The sequence below is a fragment of the Asticcacaulis sp. genome (assembly GCF_051954415.1).
Classification (GTDB): Bacteria; Pseudomonadota; Alphaproteobacteria; order Caulobacterales; family Caulobacteraceae; genus Asticcacaulis.
In genome coordinates, this window is record NZ_JBQCHT010000022.1 from 90801 (window position 1) to 105807 (window position 15007).

Sequence of the window (15007 nt, forward strand, 5' to 3'; positions counted from 1 at the left end):
TAAGTTGCGCCTGATTAGCTCATATCGCCCGCGCACAGCTTCCCCCTTCCGACATTGCCGCAGTAAGAGAGTACAGCCTAGTGATTTCTGCCCTGATCCTTTCCGCCGCCCTGATGACGCCGAGCGCCGCCCAGGATGATCTTCTGCCGGATACCCAGCCCGCAGCCACCACGGTGGAGCAGGCCCTGACCCCGCAAGCACCGGCCGTAGCGAACGCAACACCCCCGGCCCCAACGCCGCAGACCTCTATGTCAAGCGCGGCTGTCAGTGTCGATGCCTACCGCCGCAACTACGAAGGTCCGAAAGATTCGCGCGAACTGAGCTATGATTCCGGCCTGCTGTCGGCCCTGCGGTCAAAGGAAAGCCAGGTCGGCAATATGGAAGGCTCGTGGGTGGTGGCCGGCGCCGATGGCCAGAAGCTCCTCGGCCTGGAACTGCGCAGTGAAAACGCTGTCAGCGGCCGGATCGAAGGCGCCTGGCGCTCCATGCTGGCGGGTTTCGGCATGAACAGTTCGGGCTTCGTCTCGGATATCAACATGACCGGCCGCGACATGGAAGTCACCTACTATGCCGGCGGCGCACGCTCGCCCACGCTCCTGCACCTGACCCAGGGCGGCGATGCGTTGTGGCGCGGCTATATGCTCGACCCCAAGGGCGTCAAGACGCCGGTCACCATGTCACAGGTCCGGATGGGGAATTGAACAAGTAAGATACCCCACCACCCCGCCTTCGGCGCGGTTCCCCTCCCCGACAAGTCGGGGAGGTATGATACTAAGCATCTTTTTAGACCTCCCCATTTTAATGGGGAGGGGGACCGAAGCGCTCTTGCGCTTTGGTGGTGGGGGTTCTTTCTTTGCCCCATTAATCCCATTTAAACATGCGTCCATTACCGGGATATCACTTTTTCGGTTGCTGTGCAGCAAACCGTTCTCAAGGGGACTTGCGCACAGCCGTTAACAGGACTAGGACGCCAGCAGATCCGCGCTCAAGCCGCGAAGCGGTAGCGCAAATATCATTACTGCGGCATTTTCAAAGGGAGTTCCCATGGCACGCGCAAAGATTGCTCTGATTGGTTCGGGTATGATCGGGGGCACGCTGGCCCACATCGCCGCCCGTGAAGAACTGGGCGATGTCGTCCTGTTCGACATCATGGAAGGCACGCCGCAAGGCAAGGCGCTGGATATCGCCGAAGCCACCGCCGTTTTCGGCAAGGACGTGGCCCTGAAGGGCGCCAATGACTATTCGGCCATCGCCGATGCCGACGTCTGCATCGTCACCGCCGGCGTACCGCGCAAGCCGGGCATGAGCCGCGACGACCTGCTGGGTATCAACCTGAAGGTCATGAAGGCCGTTGGCGAAGGTATCAAGCAATATGCGCCGAACGCCTTCGTCATCTGCATCACCAACCCGCTCGACGCCATGGTCTGGGCGCTGCGCGAGTTCTCGGGTCTCCCGCACAAAAAGGTTATCGGCATGGCCGGCGTGCTCGACTCGGGCCGTTTCGCCTACTTCCTGGCTGAAAAGACCGGCGTGTCGGTCGAGGACATCCACGCCTGGACCCTGGGCGGTCACGGCGACGACATGGTGCCGATGGTGCGCCACTCGACGATCGGCGGTCTGCCCCTGCCGGAATGTGTGGCCCAGGGCTTCTTCACCCAGGAAGAACTGGACGCCATCGTGAAGCGCACCCGTGGCGGTGGCGGCGAAATCGTCGCCCTGCTGAAGACGGGTTCGGCCTTCTATGCTCCGGCGGAATCGGCCATTGCCATGGCCAAGTCCTACCTGCTCGACAAGAAGCGCGTCCTGCCGTGCGCCGTGTATCTCAACGGTGAATACGGCCTGCGCGGCCTCTATGTCGGTGTCCCGGCCGTGATCGGCAAGGACGGCGCCGAGCGCATCATCGAGTTCTCGACGAATGACGAGGAAAAGGCGATGTTCGCCAAGTCGGTTGAAAGCGTGCAGGGCCTGATCGCCGCCTGCAAGACGATCGATCCGTCGCTGGCGTAACCGGAAACTATATACTTAAGTTCCGATTTTCTTGACTTTTGCCGTATTTTCAAATATAAAGTGAAATACGGAAAGTTGACTGGCTGAGATAACTTCCCCCGCCTGTGCAAGCTTCGGCCCCAGCAGGTCCACGCGCAATGCGAGATATCCAAGCGGTTGCCAGATGCTTAAAAGGGTTCCTTCGGGAACCCTTTTTCGTTTCTATCGGTTCGGGAATTTCGCCTTTTCACCCCGCAGGATTTTTGCCAGGGCGATATCGAATTTCATCTCTCCCGTGTAGGCGACCTTTTTGCCCGGCCCAATCGGATAAGCGCTGACAACAAACAGGTTCACCCTGGTAGCGCTCTGCTTTCGCATAGTGAAGAAAATGGCGTAGCTCTGGCCATCCGGGCTTTCCACGCGGACAAGATTGCCATCCCGTGTCGAGGCAATACGCTTGCCGCAGAATGCTTTGATAAGTTCCGGTAACTGAAAACTCAGGTTGTAGCGGTCCGGACAAAATACACGCTTCTCTGTCTTGGTAACCAGAAGCGTGGGGAGGATATCCAGCGGATCATGCTTGGTCGGATCGAACCCGGTCGTGAAGCAATGGTCATTGAAGCGGACGTTTAGCACTATCGGCTGGACGTAACCGCGCGGCAAGCACTGAAACTCGAAAGGTTCGAGATGCGACAGACTTGTTGCGTTTCCGGAAACAATAAGCAGAGGCCAGTATCCCATAGGCACGCCTGTGACACGATTCTTCTTTAAGTGGCAAAAATCTGTTCTTGAAAACGGGCGGCTTTTTTATTTGCAGATATGCTAGGCTGCCTCATCTGAGGAGTTTCGCATGTTCAAATCCGTCATTCCGATCCTGGCCGTCGCCACCCTGATGACCGCCTGCGCCCCCAGCCAGAAGGCGGAGGCGCAAAGCAGTGCCGCCGCAGCCTCCGAACAGGCCAGCGCGGCCGTCCAGCCCCTGGCCCAGGCGGCCGCGGCCACGCCCAGTTTCAATTGCCAGAAAGCGACCCTCAAGGCCGAGATCATGGTCTGCGGCAATGCGGAACTGGCCCAACTCGATGTCGAGGTCACGCGGCTCTACGGCCTGATCAGTCAGGCGCCTGGCATCGATCGTGTAGCGCTGCAACGCCTGCAGGGTGGCTGGCTGAACAAGCGCAACGCCTGCGCCACCACCGACAGCAGCGAAACCTGCCTGCTCAATGCCTATGCCGGCCGGATCAGCGACCTGCGCGCCGGCTACCCAGTGGCGCGCAACGATACCGCCGTCAGCATCGGGCCGATCGGCTGGCATTGCCCCGGCGGCGACATGACCTCAACCTTTATCAATGGCGCCAGTTCGCTGGTCTATGTCAGATGGGCCGACAAAAGCGCGGTTCTGACGCAGAGCGAGAGCGCCTCCGGCGCGCGCTATGCCGCCGATCTGCCCGACGGCGCGTATGAATTCTGGAACAAGGGCGATGAAGTCATGTGGACCGTACCCGGCAAGGGCATGGTCGTTTGCGAGGAGATAAAGCCATGAAAAAAGCCATCCTGACAATCGCCGCCCTCACCGGCCTGTGCCTGCTGACCGCCTGCGCCACCCGGCCGATGGGCGGGCATAATGATCCGGCCCTGGTGCGCGGCATTATCGATGGCCTGCTGGCGCCGATCTCCTTCGTCATCAGCCTGTTTTCCGATACCATCCGCATGTACGCCTATCCCAATATTGGCCGCTGGTACGATCTCGGTTTCCTGGCGGGCCTGAGCGCCTGGGGCGGTGGGGCCTCGACGGTCACCCGCTATGTCTATATAGACCGCCGCACCGGCCGCACCCTGGATATCGAGGATCGCTGATTTGACGTTGCCTTATGACTCTCCGCTCGGCCCCACACTGGAAACCGATCGCCTGATTCTGCGCCCGCCGGTTGATGCTGATTTCGATGGCTTCTGCGCCTTTCACGCCGATGAAGCGACCATGACGCATCTGGGCGGCGTGGTGTCGCCGCCTGTGGTCTGGCGCAATATGCGCGCCATGGCTGGTGCCTGGGCGCTCGATGGCTTTTCCATGTTCTCGGTGATCGAGAAAGCGTCGGGTGAATGGATCGGGCGGATCGGCCCGATCCATCCGCATGGTTGGCCGGACCGCGAGGTCGGGTGGGGCCTGCGCTCGCCCTACTGGGGCAAGGGATACGCCAGGGAGGCCGCCATCGCCACCATGGATTTCGCTTTCGATACCCTGGGGTGGGATAAAGTGATCCATACCATCGCCCCAGCCAATGCCGGTTCGGTCGGCGTGGCGAAGAGCCTGGGCTCATATCTGATGGGCCATGCCAACCTGCCCGATCCCTTCGCCGATATGGCCGTCGATATCTGGGGGCAGACGCGGGACGAGTGGGGAAAACCGGAAAAATCTCTTGAAAAACAAAGCTTAAAATGACTTGAAAAAAAGTCGCTTGACTCCACACCATATTTAACCAATAAGTTATTTAACAAATAGGTTAAATTGAGTAGAGTACCCCATGTCCCAAGACCGCCTGTCGCAAACCCTGAACGCCCTGGCCGATCCGACGCGCCGCGCCATACTGGCCCGCCTGTCGCTGGGCGAAACCTCGGTCAGCGAACTGGCCGAACCGTTCGATATGAGCCTGCCGGCGGTTTCCAAGCACCTGAAGGTGCTGGAAAAGGCCGGGCTGATTTCGCGCGGCCGCGAAGCGCAATGGCGGCCCTGCAAGCTGGAACCGGAACCGCTGAAGGAGGTCGATGCCTGGATCGGCGAATACCGCAAGATGTGGGAAGCCCGTTTAGATCGTCTCGATGCCTATCTCAAGACTCTCAAACCGGATGGCCCGACGAACTAATTATTGATCTTTGATGGAGACCGGTATGTGGTGGCAATACTACAAGCAGCTCTGGGAAGCGCGCCTCGACCGGTTGGCCGCCTATCTGAAAACCTTGCAAGCCAGGGGAGTGAAGCATGACTGAGACAACCGATACCCCGGCCTACAAGGTACTCAACCGCCGCCGGCTGCCTTTCCCGCATGGGAAGGTCTATGCCGCCTTTGCCGACCCGGAGCAGGTCAGGCTATGGTGGGGGCCGCATGGCTTCACCAATCGCATCGACACCTTCGATCTGCGCGCCGGCGGCCGGTGGCTGTTCACCATGGTCAACGAAAACGACCGCGAGTTTGATAATATCAAGGAATTCCTCGAAGTCTCGCCTGAGCGGATCGTCATGCAGCATATCGAGCCGATGCACGATTTCGTCATGACCATGAGCTTCGATGCCGTGGACGACGACACCACCGACCTGACCTGGATCATGAACTTTGCCCCCGGCCAGGATTCTGGTCTTGCCCCCTTTCTTGAAGCCGCCAACGAACAGAATTTCGACCGGCTTGAAGCCCACCTGCAAACCCTTTGAGGAAATCATAATGACCCTGGAAGCCCCCGCCGCCGAAGATGAAGTCTTCAAGATCACCCGCACCTTCGATGCCTCCAAGGCCTTGTTGTGGGATGTGGTGACAAAGGCTGAACATCTCGCCAACTGGTTCGGCCCTGTCGGCATGAAGCTGATCGTCAAATCACTCGATCTCAAGGTCGGCGGAACCTTCCTTTACGGGATGCAGATGCCGACGGGTGTGACCATGTGGGGCAAGTGGGTGTTCCGCGAAATCAGCGCGCCGGACAAGATCGCCTATGTCGTGTCCTTCTGTAACGAGGCCGGCGATCCGGTACGCCATCCGATGGCGCCTTTGTGGCCGCTGGAGGTGCTGGCCATTCAGACCCTGACGGAAAAAGACGGTAAGACGATCTATGAAAGCCGCTCTTTCCCGATCAACGCCACGCCCGAAGAGCGCGCCGTCTTTAAGGCCGGTCATGCCGGTATGCAGATGGGCTTTGGCGGCACCTACATGCAACTCGAGACCTATCTGGCGAGGATCAAATCATGATGACGCCCGGATCCATCCGGGCCGCGAAGCCCGAAACTTTTACGCTCGAACGCGATTACGATCATCCCGTATCGCTGCTCTTCTGGGCCTTCACCAGCCTGGAGGCCAAGCGGGCCTGGTACGGCGGTGAGGGCACCTGGGAGGTCACCCGACACACGATGGATTTCGAGGTAGGCGGCTGGGAGCACTGGCGCGGCCGCCCCAATCCCGACGCGCCGTGGATGACCAATGACGGGCTTTATCTCGACATTCTGCCGGATGAGCGCATAATCCATCAGTACAATATGACGATGGATGGCAGGCTGTTCACCGTATCTCAACAGGTGCTGGAGTTTTCGACCAGAGGATCAGGCTCTCACCTCAAACTCGTCGAGCAGATCCTGTTTATCGATGGCGTCGATCATCTCGAAGACCGGATCGGCGGCACCAGGGACATGATGGACAAGCTTGATGCCTATCTCAACACAGTTCCGGAAAATGCGAAATGATAATGCTGATCGTCATTCTGGTTCTGGCGGCCCTGCTCACCTTCCTGCTCGTCGTCATCACCAAGCCGAACAATTTCCGGATGCAGCGTTCGATAACGATCAAGGCGCCGGCCGGGATTGTCTACAACCATATCGCCGACTTTCGCAAATGGAAGGACTGGTCACCCTGGGAGCAGCTCGACCCCAGCCTCAAGCGCGCCTATAGCGGCGAAACCTCCGGTATTGGTGCGGTTTATGACTGGGACGGTAACGGAAAAGCCGGCAAGGGCCGCATGACCATTAGAGAAGCTGCGCCCGCGCATCGCCTGCTGATCAATCTCGATTTCTTCAAGCCCATTCCAGCCACCAATAGCGCCGAGTTCCTGCTCCAGCCGTCTGGCGACGGCACGGTGGTGACCTGGGCGATGTTCGGGCCATCGCCCTTCATGTCCAAGCTGATGAGCACGGTGATGAACATGGACGACCTGATCGGCAAGGATTTTGAACGCGGGCTGGAAAACCTGAAACGCCTGAGCGAACAGGAAGCCGCTTAGGGCCATTGAAACTATAGGAGACAATGATGAAACGCCTGCTCACGACGTGCGCGGTCTTAAGCTTCTGCGCCCTGAATCTGGCCTGCACACCGCCCCAAAAGGCCGAACAAAAACCCGAACCGGCACCGGCTTCCGCCGCACCATCGGTGGCCAATATTCCGGCCGGCGAGTACAAGACCGATCCAGCGCACACCTCCCTGACCTTCAGCGTCAGCCACATGAGTTTTTCGCATTTCACCGCGCGCTTTACCGGTATCGACGCCCGCCTGAAACTCGACCCGGCGCATCCCGAAAAGGCGGCGCTGACCGTGGCCATCGATCCGCAATCGCTGGACCTCAACAACCCGCCCAAGGGCTTCCATGACGAACTGATGGGCAAGACTTTCTTCGATGCCGCGGCCTTCCCGAAGATCACCTTTGCCTCGACCAATATCGCCATGACCGGCGCCAATACCGCCAATGTCACCGGCAATCTGACCCTGCATGGCGTCACGCATCCGGTGACCCTGGCCGTCACCTTCAATGGCGGCTATCCCGGCCTGGCGGGCTATGACCCCAATGCCCGCATCGGCTTCTCGGCCAAAGGTACGCTCAGGCGCTCGCAGTTCGGCATGGGTTACGGCATCCCGGCGCCGGGCACCACCATGGGCGTGGGGGATGAGGTCCATTTCACCATCGAGACCGAAATGACCGGTCCTGCCCTGAAACCAAAGGAGACTTAAGATGACTGAACGCTCCAGCCACCACGATACCTTCACCATTGAACGCGATATAGGCGCGCCGCCCAACCTGGTTTTCTTCGCCTGGGCCAATGCCGACGCCAAGGCGCAGTGGTTCACCGCGCCCGCCGACAAATGGGAACTGATCGAGCGCCACCTCGATTTCCGCGAAGGCGGCACCGAACGGCTGAAGGGCCGCTGGCAAAGCGGCACGGTCAGCGATTTCACCTGCGAATACCGCGACATCGTGCCGGACCAGCGCATCGTCTACAGCTACGACATGCACCATAATGACAAGCGGCTGTCCTGTTCGCTCGCCACCATCGAGTTCACCCCGAACGGCCAGGGCACGCACCTCAAACTGACCGAACAGGTCGTCCATTTCGACGGCTACCCGACGCCGGAAGATCGCAAGACCGGCACCGAAAAGCTGATCGATATGGCGCTGGCCTACATCATTTCCCAAAAAGCAGAAGTATAAGGAGACGCTGCCATGAAAATCACCCCCTACCTCAACTTCCCCGGCACCTGCGCCGAAGCCTTCAAATTCTACGCCGAAACCCTCGGCGGCGAGATCACCTTCATACAGACCCACGGCGAAAGTCCGATGAAGGACATGTTCGGTCCGGAATGGAAAGACAAGATCATGCACGCCACATTACAGGTGGGCGACCATGAAATTGCCGGTTCGGATGCGCCGCTGCATATGTTCGCCAAGCCGGCCGGTTTCATGGTGACGATCAACCCGAAGGCACCGGAAGACGCCCGGCGCATCTATGCCGCCTTCGCAGACGGTGGCGAGGTCAAGATGGAACTGCAGGAGACCTTCTGGACGCCGCTCTTCGCCATGGTAACCGACCGCTATGGCACGCCGTGGATGATCAGCCTCGAAGCGGAACTGCCGAAATGAGGGACGGGGCCTGCCGAAACATCGCTCATACGGATCGTGACCTCAGGATCGAGCGCCTGTTCGATGCGCCGCGGGCCCTCGTCTATGAAGCCTGGACCAATCCGGCCCTGCTGTCGCAATGGTGGGGACCGGCGCATTATCCGGCCACACATCTCGATATGGATGTGCGGCCGGGCGGCCGGTGGCGCAATGGCCTGACCTCGGTCGAGACCGGTGAGGCCCTGTGGCAGACCGGCGTCTTCACCGAGGTCGTGCCACTGGAAAAGCTGGTCTTCACCTTTGTCTGGGAAGAGGCCGGCGAACGCGGCGAGGCCAATACGGTCGTCATTACCTTCCAGGATCGCGGCCACCAGACCCTCTTGACACTGACCCAGCAGCCGTTCCTGTCGGCGCATGAAGCTGAAGGCCACGGCGACGGCTGGTGGTCGAGCTTCGATCGCCTGCACACGCTTCTATCCTTCCCGATGGAGATTTCCGCATGAGTTATCAAACAGATGTCGCCACCGAGGCGAATGATATCGTCCTGTCGCGTTTCTTCGATGCGCCGCGCCCGCTGGTCTTCATGGCCTGGGTTGATCCGGTCATGCTGGCCGAATGGTGGGGGCCGGAAGGCTTCACCGCCACGGTCAATATCGATGTGCGCGAAGGTGGCGAGATCTCACTCGTCATGCACAGCCCCGAAGGCGAGGACTATCCAATCGGCGGCCATTTCGGCGAGATCGTGCCGAACGAAAGCCTGGTCATGATCATGGATGCCAGCCGTCATTCCGAGGGCTGGCATGAAGCCGTCAAGGCCGGTTTTGTCGAGGCCGGCGGGCGGCCGGAGGACTATAACGCCGATCCGATCCGCACCCTGATCACCTTCACCGACGAAGGCGCCGGCACGCGCGTTATCGTGCGCCAAACCTTCACCATGGCCACCATGCGTGATGCCCATATCAAGCTCGGCAGCGGTGTGGGCTGGAGCGGCAGCTTCAACAAGCTGGACGCCGTGCTCGAAAGAGCGGGCGGCTAAAGGCTGGCCAGGATGGCGTCGATGCCGATCTGGGCAATTTCCAGATCCTCGACGCCGGACAGGCCGCTGACCGCCACCGCGCCGAGGCACTGGCCCTGGTGCATGACGGGTGCGCCGCCATCCCAGCCGACATAGCGGCTGTCGCCGTGATAATGGACATCGGAGCCATCGGCCTGGGCATTGCGGCCCAGGTCGCCGGACGGGCCGCGCACGCGGGCGGCGGTATAGACCTTGTTCTGGGCAATGACGATCGGCGGCAGGGCGCAGCCATCGGTGCGCCACAGGGCCAGCAGTTCGCCATGACTGTCACCGACCGCGACCACACCGGCCTTGCCACGCTTTTTCAGTTCGGCCACGCAGGCGTCAATGGCCAGCCGGGCTTCGGCCTCGCCAAGATTGAGTTGGGTTTGCATCCGGTATCCTCTCCGCTCCTTTTTATATGTGAACCTGAATAGGGATGCCTCGTCACCGGTGTCAATAGTCCCTTGACGACAACGCTGTCATCGTGATCCATAGAGGCAAATAAAATATAGCAGAGAAGAAGCGCCTTATGTCCCATCGTCCCCTTTTGCGGGCCGCCGCGTCCGTGGTTGCCCTGTGGCTGGCTCTCGGTGCCGGCGCCTACGCCGCTGAAAAGCCCGCAAGGGTCCATCCCAAGCTGTGGCCGGCCGCCAAATCACCCATCGCCCTCGATCCCGTTATCGAAAAACGCATCACCGACATGCTGGCGCAAATGACGATCGAGGAAAAGGTCGGCCAGGTCATCCAGCCGGAATGGAAGTCGATCAAGCCGGAAGAGGTGACGCAGTATCATATCGGCTCGATCGAGAACGGCGGCGGCGCCGTGCCGAACGGCAACAAGCACGCCACGGTGAAAGACTGGGTGGACCTGATCGAGCCCTATTACCAGGCATCCGTTGCGCCCGGCCAGAAGGTGACCATCCCGCTGATTTGGGCCTCGGATGCCGTGCATGGCCATAACAATGTCTATGGCGCCACGCTGTTCCCGCACAATATCGGCCTGGGCGCCGCGCACGATCCCGACCTGATCCGCCGCATCGGCGAGGCGACCGCCGCCGAGGTGCGATCCACCGGCATGGACTGGTCGTTTGCCCCCACCATCGCTGTGGCGCGCGATGACCGCTGGGGCCGCACCTATGAGAGCTATTCGGAAGATCCGGCCATCACCAAACAATACGCCGCCGCCATGGTTTCAGGTGTGCAGGGTACGGGCCCGGCCTTCCTCGACGACCACCATGTTATCTCCACCGCCAAACATTTCCTGGGTGATGGCTCGACCGATGGCGGCCGCGACCAGGGCAATTCCACCGTCTCCGAGGCCGACCTCGCCCGTCTGCATGGCGCCGCCTATGCCGACGCCATAAATGCCGGCACGCAGTCGATCATGGCCTCCTACAATTCCTGGCATGGCACCAAGATGCACGCCAATAAGGCCCTGCTGACCGATGTGCTGAAAGGCCGGATGGGCTTTGACGGCTTCATCATGGGCGACTGGCTGGCCCATGGCCAGATCCCCGGCTGCACCAATTCAGACTGCCCGGTCGCTTTCAATGCCGGACTGGATATCTTCAACCAGCCACAGGACTGGAAACTACTCTACGCCAACCTGGTCAGGCAGGTGAATGACGGTACAATCCCGAAAGCGCGGCTGGATGATGCCGTGCGGCGGATTTTGCGCGTGAAGTTCCGCATGAAGGTGTTCGATCAGCTCTCGCCGGCCAACCGTCCGGACACCTTTAAGCCCATCGGTACGCCGGAGCACCGCGCCATCGCCCGCGAAGCCGTCGCCAAATCGCTGGTCCTGCTCAAAAACAATGGTGTCTTGCCTCTGAAGGCCGATGCGCGCGTCCTGATCGCCGGTGATGGCGCCGATAATATCGCCATGCAGTCGGGCGGCTGGACGCTGTCCTGGCAGGGCGCCGACAACACCAATGCCGATTTCCCTGGCGCCACTTCGATCTATGAGGGATTGAAATCTCAGATCGAGGCCGGCGGTGGCCAGGCGCTCTACAGCCCGGATGGTACGGCGCCGCAAAAGCCGGATGTCGCCATCGTCGTCTTCGGCGAAACCCCTTATGCCGAATTCATGGGCGATCAGTCAGATGTTGCCCTGCACCATGACAATTCCGACTCTATGGAATTGATTAAAAGGCTAGAGGCACAGGGCATTCCGGTTGTGGCGGTGATGCTGTCGGGCCGGGCGCTCTATGTGAACCCGCAGATCAATGCCGCCGATGCCTTTGTCGCCGCCTGGCTGCCGGGGTCTGAAGGCGAAGGCGTGGCCGATGTGCTGACCGGCAAGCGCGACTTTACCGGCAAGCTCAGTTTCTCGTGGCCGAAACGTCCCGACCAGACGCCGCTCAATGTCGGGGACAAAAATTACGATCCGCAGTTCGCCTATGGCTACGGCCTGAGTTACGCCGCTCCGGCCGAGACGCCGCAACTGCCGGAAGTGGCCGATACCACCCGATATGGCGAAAAAAACGTCTATTTCAGTAAGGGCACCTTCTGGAACGGCTATCACCTGACCCTTGCCGATGACGACAAGCACCGAATGGACTATGTCGGCAGCCAGGCGACGCTCTATGGCACGGCGGCACTGACCGTTTCGCCGCAGGCAGACGGCGCGGTTAAGGCCGTATGGAATGGCAAGGGCAAGGCGGCGCTGGAAGTCGGCGCCGACACGCCGTCCGATATCGCCCGCGAAGCCAATGGCGCCATGATGATTGCGCTGTCGATCCGCGTGAATGCCGCGCCCTCCGGTGACGTGCGTTTGGGCGTCGGATCGGCATCAGTGCCGGTCACAAACTGGCTGAAAACCGCCTCCGCCGGTTACGTCACGCTTGCCGTGCCGCTGTCATGCTTTAAGGCGCAGGATCTCGCCGCCACGCCCACCGTGGCGCGTATCGAGACGGCTGGTATGCTTGATATATCTGTGTCGGATATCCGTCTGACTGAAACTAAAACCGGTGCCGCCTGTCCGGCGGAATGACATGCCTTGTGTCTCCACTGGCGGAGGCGCAAGTCTTACCGCTTCAGTTCCGACAGCGCGCAGCCCTTGCAACTGCCGCAGCCCGAGCCGCAACCGTCGTCCTTCGCCACGGCCGGTTCCAGCTTTTGCGCCATGCCTGTCATGCCGACGCGATTGAGAGCGTTAGCGCCTTTTACCTGCAAATCATGGCTCAGCTTCGGCATCATCCTGCGCAGCATCTGAACGGCGCAGAAGGCGACAATCGCTGTGATGATAACGGCCTGAATGACAGCGTAAATCATGAGAGCCTCGATACGATCTGATAAGTCAGGAACGCGAAGATGTAGGCGAGGGCGAACAGATAGCCCGCCGTGACGCCGACCATCTTCCACGAATTGGTTTCGCGGCGAATAACCGCCAAAGTAGAAAGGCACTGCGGCGCGAAAACATACCACGCCATCAGGGACAGCGCCGTGGCCAGCGACCATTGCGACGAGATCAGCGAGCCCAGTTGCGACGCCACGGCGTCATCGCTGCCGGAAACGGCATAGACCGTGCCCAGCGCCGAGACAGCCACTTCGCGCGCCGCCAGGCCGGGGATCAGGGCCACGCAGATCTGCCAGTTGAAACCGATGGGGGCAAAAATGGGCGCGATGGCATGGCCGATCATGCCGGCCAGCGAATAGTCGATTGCCGGACCGGTGGCGCCGTCGGGCTTGCCAGGGAAGGTGGTCGTGACCCACAGCAGGGTATTGACCGTAAAGATGATGCCGGTGATGCGGCGCATGAAGATCATGGCGCGTTCGCCCAGGCCGATGGCCAGGTTCCTGGCGTGCGGCAGGCGATAGGACGGCAGTTCCATGATCAGCGGATGCTCGCTCTTGTCACGGCGGAAAACCGACATGACCAGCGACACCGACAGCCCGCCGACAATGCCGATGATGTACATGCCGAAGAGGATCAGGCCGCGGAAGCTGATAAAGCCGAACACCTGTTGTTCCGGCACGAAGGCGGCGATCAGCAGCGTATAAACCGGAATGCGCGCCGAGCAGGTCATCAGCGGCGCGATCATGATGGTGGTGATGCGGTCGCGGATATCGTGGATCGACCGCGTGGCCATGATGCCGGGAATGGCGCAGGCGTGGCTGGACAGCAGCGGAATGAAAGAGCGCCCGGTCAGGCCGGCTTTGGACATCAGCTTGTCGAGCAGGAAGGCGGCGCGCGGCAGGTAGCCGGATTCTTCCAGAATCAGGATGAAGAAGAACAGGATGATGATCTGCGGCAGGAAGACGATGACCGATCCCAAACCGCCGATCAGGGCATCGGCGATGAAGCTTTTCAGCAGACCGTCCGGCAGGGTTTCGGTGACCACGCCCCCAAGCCAGGCCATGCTGGCCTCGATGAAATCCATGGCCGGCGTCGCCCAGGTGAAGACCGCCTGGAAAACCACGAACATGATGGCGACGAGGATCGGAATGCCGAGGAAGGGATTGAGCAGGATGCCGTCCAGCCGGTCATCGATAAGGGAGGTACGCTGCGGCATGACCACCGAGGCATCGAGAATGCGGCGCACATCGCTGTGCAGGTCACCCGTCTCTTTCACCTCGGGCACATGTGGCGCCACATTAGCGTCGAGGTGCGCCACCAGCGCTGCCGTGCCTTCGGCCTTGACGGCGATGGTCTCGATCACCTTCACGCCTAGCCCGGCTTCGAGTTTGGCGGTATCGATCCGGATGCCACGCTTTTTCGCCGCATCCATCATGTTCAGCGCCAGAATCATCGGCCGCCCCAGGCGCTTGACCTCCAGCACAAAGCGCAGGTGCAGGCGCAGATTGGTGGCGTCGGCGACGCAGACGATCAGGTCCGGCATGGTCTCGCCCGGACGTCTCCCCAAGCAGATGTCGCGGGTAATGATTTCGTCCGGCCCCATGGCCTCCAGGCTGTAGGTGCCCGGCAGGTCGAGCACCTGCACCTTGCGGCCGGAAGGGGCATTGAAAAAGCCTTCCTTGCGCTCGACCGTGACGCCGGCATAGTTGGCCACCTTCTGGCGCGCCCCGGTGAGTTGGTTGAACAGGGCCGTTTTCCCGCAATTCGGGTTGCCGACAAGCGCGATAGTGAGAGCGTCCATTTATGCGGCCTTTTCGACCAAAACGCGTGACGCTTCCGAACGCCGCAGGGCAAACCGCGTAAAGCCGATCTGGATCAGCAAAGGGTCGGCGCCGATCGGGCCGCGCCCGACCACCCGGATCTCCTCGCCATCGACAAAGCCCAGTTCGCGCAGGCGATTGCTGATCAGGTCGCCGTCATGTGTATCGATAACGCCGGTCACACGGGCAGGGGCAAAGGCGGGCAGGTCGGTCAGTTTCATCAGGGCTCACTCGTATGATGCGAATGATTATCATTTATGCCCCCGT

General features: G+C 60.5%; 21 protein-coding genes. 16 read left to right on the plus strand and 5 right to left on the minus strand.

Going from position 1 to position 15007, the window contains the following annotated elements; genetic code table 11:
- The first annotated feature begins 80 nt into the window (after positions 1 to 80).
- Positions 81 to 701, plus strand: coding sequence for a hypothetical protein (locus tag ACTHND_RS07495; protein ID WP_440177321.1), 621 nt, complete (start codon positions 81 to 83; stop codon positions 699 to 701).
- A 343-nt stretch (positions 702 to 1044) separates the two neighbouring features.
- A complete protein-coding gene (mdh, locus tag ACTHND_RS07500; protein ID WP_090650147.1) occupies positions 1045 to 2007 on the plus strand; it encodes a malate dehydrogenase in 963 nt (320 codons plus the stop codon).
- Positions 2008 to 2208: 201 nt separating this feature from the next.
- On the opposite strand, the gene ACTHND_RS07505 is transcribed toward mdh, so the two are convergent.
- Positions 2209 to 2733, minus strand: a complete 525-nt coding sequence (locus tag ACTHND_RS07505; RefSeq protein WP_440177323.1) for a hypothetical protein — start codon at positions 2731 to 2733, stop codon at positions 2209 to 2211.
- 103 nt (positions 2734 to 2836) lie between these two features.
- On the opposite strand from ACTHND_RS07505, the gene ACTHND_RS07510 reads away from it, so the two are divergent.
- From ACTHND_RS07510 to ACTHND_RS07570, 13 genes are all read left to right on the plus strand, one after another.
- Positions 2837 to 3526 carry an MliC family protein gene (locus ACTHND_RS07510; protein WP_440177325.1) on the plus strand — a complete coding sequence of 230 codons (690 nt, stop codon included), beginning with the start codon at positions 2837 to 2839 and terminating at the stop codon, positions 3524 to 3526.
- The gene (locus ACTHND_RS07515) at positions 3523 to 3840 is read left to right on the plus strand and encodes a hypothetical protein (RefSeq protein ID WP_440177327.1); all 318 of its coding nucleotides are present in this window, start codon (positions 3523 to 3525) and stop codon (positions 3838 to 3840) included. The genes ACTHND_RS07510 and ACTHND_RS07515 overlap by 4 nt, the downstream gene beginning before the upstream one ends.
- A gap of 1 nt (position 3841) precedes the next feature.
- Positions 3842 to 4423, plus strand: coding sequence for a GNAT family N-acetyltransferase (locus tag ACTHND_RS07520; RefSeq protein ID WP_440177329.1), 582 nt, complete (start codon positions 3842 to 3844; stop codon positions 4421 to 4423).
- A gap of 82 nt (positions 4424 to 4505) precedes the next feature.
- Positions 4506 to 4844 carry an ArsR/SmtB family transcription factor gene (locus tag ACTHND_RS07525; protein ID WP_440177330.1) on the plus strand — a complete coding sequence of 113 codons (339 nt, stop codon included), beginning with the start codon at positions 4506 to 4508 and terminating at the stop codon, positions 4842 to 4844.
- Positions 4845 to 4960: 116 nt separating this feature from the next.
- Positions 4961 to 5407 (plus strand): SRPBCC domain-containing protein, encoded by a 447-nt coding sequence (locus ACTHND_RS07530; protein WP_440177331.1) that lies wholly within the window; start codon positions 4961 to 4963, stop codon positions 5405 to 5407.
- A 10-nt stretch (positions 5408 to 5417) separates the two neighbouring features.
- Positions 5418 to 5936 (plus strand): SRPBCC family protein, encoded by a 519-nt coding sequence (locus ACTHND_RS07535; RefSeq protein WP_440177332.1) that lies wholly within the window; start codon positions 5418 to 5420, stop codon positions 5934 to 5936.
- A complete protein-coding gene (locus ACTHND_RS07540) occupies positions 5933 to 6424 on the plus strand; it encodes an SRPBCC domain-containing protein (protein WP_440177333.1) in 492 nt (163 codons plus the stop codon). The genes ACTHND_RS07535 and ACTHND_RS07540 overlap by 4 nt, the downstream gene beginning before the upstream one ends.
- Positions 6421 to 6957, plus strand: a complete 537-nt coding sequence (locus ACTHND_RS07545) for an SRPBCC family protein (RefSeq protein WP_440177334.1) — start codon at positions 6421 to 6423, stop codon at positions 6955 to 6957. Before ACTHND_RS07540 ends, ACTHND_RS07545 begins: the two co-directional genes overlap by 4 nt.
- A gap of 26 nt (positions 6958 to 6983) precedes the next feature.
- Positions 6984 to 7679 (plus strand): YceI family protein, encoded by a 696-nt coding sequence (locus tag ACTHND_RS07550; RefSeq protein ID WP_440177335.1) that lies wholly within the window; start codon positions 6984 to 6986, stop codon positions 7677 to 7679.
- 1 nt (position 7680) lies between these two features.
- On the plus strand, positions 7681 to 8157 hold the full coding sequence (locus ACTHND_RS07555; RefSeq protein ID WP_440177336.1) for an SRPBCC family protein: 477 nt from the start codon (positions 7681 to 7683) through the stop codon (positions 8155 to 8157).
- A 12-nt stretch (positions 8158 to 8169) separates the two neighbouring features.
- Positions 8170 to 8586 (plus strand): VOC family protein, encoded by a 417-nt coding sequence (locus ACTHND_RS07560; RefSeq protein WP_440177337.1) that lies wholly within the window; start codon positions 8170 to 8172, stop codon positions 8584 to 8586.
- Positions 8583 to 9068 carry an SRPBCC family protein gene (locus ACTHND_RS07565; protein ID WP_440177338.1) on the plus strand — a complete coding sequence of 162 codons (486 nt, stop codon included), beginning with the start codon at positions 8583 to 8585 and terminating at the stop codon, positions 9066 to 9068. Before ACTHND_RS07560 ends, ACTHND_RS07565 begins: the two co-directional genes overlap by 4 nt.
- On the plus strand, positions 9065 to 9601 hold the full coding sequence (locus ACTHND_RS07570) for an SRPBCC domain-containing protein (protein ID WP_440177339.1): 537 nt from the start codon (positions 9065 to 9067) through the stop codon (positions 9599 to 9601). The genes ACTHND_RS07565 and ACTHND_RS07570 overlap by 4 nt, the downstream gene beginning before the upstream one ends.
- Here ACTHND_RS07570 and ACTHND_RS07575 read toward each other — a convergent pair.
- Positions 9598 to 10014 carry a GlcG/HbpS family heme-binding protein gene (locus tag ACTHND_RS07575; RefSeq protein WP_440177340.1) on the minus strand — a complete coding sequence of 139 codons (417 nt, stop codon included), beginning with the start codon at positions 10012 to 10014 and terminating at the stop codon, positions 9598 to 9600. The genes ACTHND_RS07570 and ACTHND_RS07575 overlap by 4 nt on opposite strands.
- Positions 10015 to 10151: 137 nt before the next feature.
- On the opposite strand from ACTHND_RS07575, the gene ACTHND_RS07580 reads away from it, so the two are divergent.
- Positions 10152 to 12614 (plus strand): glycoside hydrolase family 3 N-terminal domain-containing protein, encoded by a 2463-nt coding sequence (locus ACTHND_RS07580; protein ID WP_440177341.1) that lies wholly within the window; start codon positions 10152 to 10154, stop codon positions 12612 to 12614.
- Positions 12615 to 12649: 35 nt separating this feature from the next.
- On the opposite strand, the gene ACTHND_RS07585 is transcribed toward ACTHND_RS07580, so the two are convergent.
- The 3 genes from ACTHND_RS07585 to ACTHND_RS07595 are packed head-to-tail and all read right to left on the minus strand — an operon-like array spanning position 12650 to position 14961.
- Positions 12650 to 12895, minus strand: a complete 246-nt coding sequence (locus ACTHND_RS07585) for a DUF6587 family protein (protein ID WP_440177342.1) — start codon at positions 12893 to 12895, stop codon at positions 12650 to 12652.
- Positions 12892 to 14721, minus strand: a complete 1830-nt coding sequence (gene feoB / locus ACTHND_RS07590; protein WP_440177343.1) for a ferrous iron transporter B — start codon at positions 14719 to 14721, stop codon at positions 12892 to 12894. Before feoB ends, ACTHND_RS07585 begins: the two co-directional genes overlap by 4 nt.
- Positions 14722 to 14961 (minus strand): FeoA family protein, encoded by a 240-nt coding sequence (locus ACTHND_RS07595; protein WP_440177344.1) that lies wholly within the window; start codon positions 14959 to 14961, stop codon positions 14722 to 14724.
- Between the last annotated feature and the right edge of the window lie 46 nt (positions 14962 to 15007).

What these genes read in the sequence shown, in the direction of transcription:
- ACTHND_RS07545 (WP_440177334.1), top strand. Translation starts at nt 6,421, where the DNA reads ATGATAATGCTGATCGTCATTCTGGTTCTGGCGGCCCTGCTCACCTTC.
- ACTHND_RS07575 (WP_440177340.1), bottom strand. Translation starts at nt 10,014, where the DNA reads ATGCAAACCCAACTCAATCTTGGCGAGGCCGAAGCCCGGCTGGCCATT.
- ACTHND_RS07515 (WP_440177327.1), top strand. Translation starts at nt 3,523, where the DNA reads ATGAAAAAAGCCATCCTGACAATCGCCGCCCTCACCGGCCTGTGCCTG.
- ACTHND_RS07555 (WP_440177336.1), top strand. Translation starts at nt 7,681, where the DNA reads ATGACTGAACGCTCCAGCCACCACGATACCTTCACCATTGAACGCGAT.
- ACTHND_RS07560 (WP_440177337.1), top strand. Translation starts at nt 8,170, where the DNA reads ATGAAAATCACCCCCTACCTCAACTTCCCCGGCACCTGCGCCGAAGCC.
- mdh (WP_090650147.1), top strand. Translation starts at nt 1,045, where the DNA reads ATGGCACGCGCAAAGATTGCTCTGATTGGTTCGGGTATGATCGGGGGC.
- ACTHND_RS07595 (WP_440177344.1), bottom strand. Translation starts at nt 14,961, where the DNA reads ATGAAACTGACCGACCTGCCCGCCTTTGCCCCTGCCCGTGTGACCGGC.
- ACTHND_RS07535 (WP_440177332.1), top strand. Translation starts at nt 5,418, where the DNA reads ATGACCCTGGAAGCCCCCGCCGCCGAAGATGAAGTCTTCAAGATCACC.
- feoB (WP_440177343.1), bottom strand. Translation starts at nt 14,721, where the DNA reads ATGGACGCTCTCACTATCGCGCTTGTCGGCAACCCGAATTGCGGGAAA.
- ACTHND_RS07540 (WP_440177333.1), top strand. Translation starts at nt 5,933, where the DNA reads ATGATGACGCCCGGATCCATCCGGGCCGCGAAGCCCGAAACTTTTACG.
- ACTHND_RS07530 (WP_440177331.1), top strand. Translation starts at nt 4,961, where the DNA reads ATGACTGAGACAACCGATACCCCGGCCTACAAGGTACTCAACCGCCGC.
- ACTHND_RS07525 (WP_440177330.1), top strand. Translation starts at nt 4,506, where the DNA reads ATGTCCCAAGACCGCCTGTCGCAAACCCTGAACGCCCTGGCCGATCCG.
- ACTHND_RS07550 (WP_440177335.1), top strand. Translation starts at nt 6,984, where the DNA reads ATGAAACGCCTGCTCACGACGTGCGCGGTCTTAAGCTTCTGCGCCCTG.
- ACTHND_RS07565 (WP_440177338.1), top strand. Translation starts at nt 8,583, where the DNA reads ATGAGGGACGGGGCCTGCCGAAACATCGCTCATACGGATCGTGACCTC.
- ACTHND_RS07585 (WP_440177342.1), bottom strand. Translation starts at nt 12,895, where the DNA reads ATGATTTACGCTGTCATTCAGGCCGTTATCATCACAGCGATTGTCGCC.
- ACTHND_RS07510 (WP_440177325.1), top strand. Translation starts at nt 2,837, where the DNA reads ATGTTCAAATCCGTCATTCCGATCCTGGCCGTCGCCACCCTGATGACC.
- ACTHND_RS07580 (WP_440177341.1), top strand. Translation starts at nt 10,152, where the DNA reads ATGTCCCATCGTCCCCTTTTGCGGGCCGCCGCGTCCGTGGTTGCCCTG.
- ACTHND_RS07570 (WP_440177339.1), top strand. Translation starts at nt 9,065, where the DNA reads ATGAGTTATCAAACAGATGTCGCCACCGAGGCGAATGATATCGTCCTG.